This window comes from Deltaproteobacteria bacterium (genome assembly GCA_026712905.1).
Classification (GTDB): Bacteria; Desulfobacterota; Binatia; order UBA9968; family JAJDTQ01; genus JAJDTQ01.
Genome location: JAPOPM010000072.1, coordinates 1 through 1,883, shown reverse-complemented (window position 1 = coordinate 1,883; position 1,883 = coordinate 1). Strand labels below are relative to the sequence as shown.

Genomic DNA, 1,883 nt, shown 5'->3' with positions numbered 1-1,883 from the left:
GTCCGACGGGTCGAGCGAGGTCGAGAACGCGACCGGCCCCTCGTGGAGGCGGAAAGGCCATGTCCGCTCGATCTCGACACGCCATCCCTCGGCCCGGAGCGCGGGAACCCCCTGCGCAACGAAGTCGATGCCGGCCGCCACGGCGTCCTGAGCATCCCCTTTCATCAAGGGCGGGAAGACGACGTCCGCTTCGCGCACCCCGGAGGGAGGCGAGACCTCGTAGCGCAACGCCCCCGGATCCTCGCCGCCATGGCGTTTCGCCGCCTGCACGAACGCCTCCCGCAAGCCTGCTTCCTTAACGGGATCGCAACGGATCACAACCGGCCCGTCGTCGGCGCGGATTTCCCCCGCCTCTCCGGGACGCAGCCTCCGTTCCGCGCCCGCGTAGGCGACCTCCACCCGGGCGCACGGATAGACGGCCGAGACGTCCCTGCCACGGCCCCGGCGGTATTCGCCGGGCTCGTAGAGGACCACTTTCTGCTCGCGGCCGTAGAGCACCAGGACCGGTTCGGGCGCCACGCCGGTGCGCTCCTCCACGCGTTGGAGCCGGGGGACTGGGGCGTGCTTTCCCATCCGCGCGAGCGCGCCGGCCACCGCCTCCACCGCAGCGCGCGGCACTGCCGGCGCCTCGGCAAGCCAGGACGCCATCCGAGGCGCCATCTCCGTCTCGGCGACGCCCATCTCACCGGTGGCGGAATCGACAAAGAACGGCGCCGGGAACGGCAACAGGGTGAGGGAAGAACCGTCGCCGTCCCGCGCCGCCAGGCGCTGTTCACCGGCCTCCCCCACATCCCAGAAGAGTTCGCACCGCCGCGGCGGCGTCCATGACAACGCAACGCCGTGGATGTCGTGAGCGCGGGCGCGGCCCGTCTCCACGATCTCCCGGACGAGGTCCACCAGCACCTCGCCCTCCGGCCATTCCGAGCGCGGGTCGAAACTGTCGTCGGCGAACAACGCGAGCCTTCCGAGGAGACTGGAATCCTGCACGGTCAGGTTCCGCCGGGCCCAGGAGGAACGCCGGTCGAACCGTTGAAAGTTGCTGCCGATGGTGCGGTCTTTCCTGAGATACGCCCGGTAGGGGTCGATGCACATGCCGCGCATCTCACTCCGGTGGATGACGTAGAAGAGATGCTCCTGCCCGGCCGCGGGAGGCCCGGACGGCCGGAGTTCGACCGCCGCGCCGTTCCGCCCGGACCAGCGATCGAGCCAGCGGCGGACCTCGTGCGGTACGGGGTCCCGAGCCTTGGACCGGGACGGCGCGTTGCACGCGGCCAGCAGCAACGCTGCCACATGCTTGCAGTTGAAGGCCACCGGGCAGGTGCAGGATCCCGACACCGAGCGCAACGCATCGTCCACACCGAAAGACAACACGGCCCAGACCTCGTACGCGTTGGCCCGGCTACCCGCCACCCGCCCATGGACTCGCGACCGGGTCTCGAATTCCGCCGAACGCACCATGCCGCGCTCGAAATACTCCAGACCCCGCGAGAAGTCGGGCTCCCCGAGCGCGCGCTGGACGTCGCGGCTATCGAACAAACTGGGCCTCCGCGTCGGATACCGGCCGCGTCCACCGGCCGTTCGACAAGGTCCGACGCATGCCGCCGGCCGCACGCCGCCCCCTTGGGGAACGCCGCTCGGCTCGGTTGTCCATGGTCAATGCGTCACCGCCGCTGGAGAGTTTCCGAATCTGACGGCTCCTCATGGATCACCCTCCGCCGGAACACCCGTCACTCCATGTGGGCACCCGCCTTTCTTGCCACGACCGGAAAATTCCGGCAAACTTCGGGACCACAAAACGATGTCCTGAACGCGTTGCGTCTGAGTCGAGGATGCTGAAATGGAACTGTACAGGCTAAGATTCGTCCTGCGGGATCCATCGGATG

At 68.7% G+C, this 1,883-nt stretch carries 1 protein-coding gene; it reads right to left on the bottom strand.

Going from position 1 to position 1,883, the window contains the following annotated elements:
* Nucleotides 1–1,536 (bottom strand): SWIM zinc finger family protein (locus OXF11_05420; GenBank protein ID MCY4486542.1); only part of this gene is annotated, 1,536 nt, incomplete at its 3' end.
* Between the last annotated feature and the right edge of the window lie 347 nt (nt 1,537–1,883).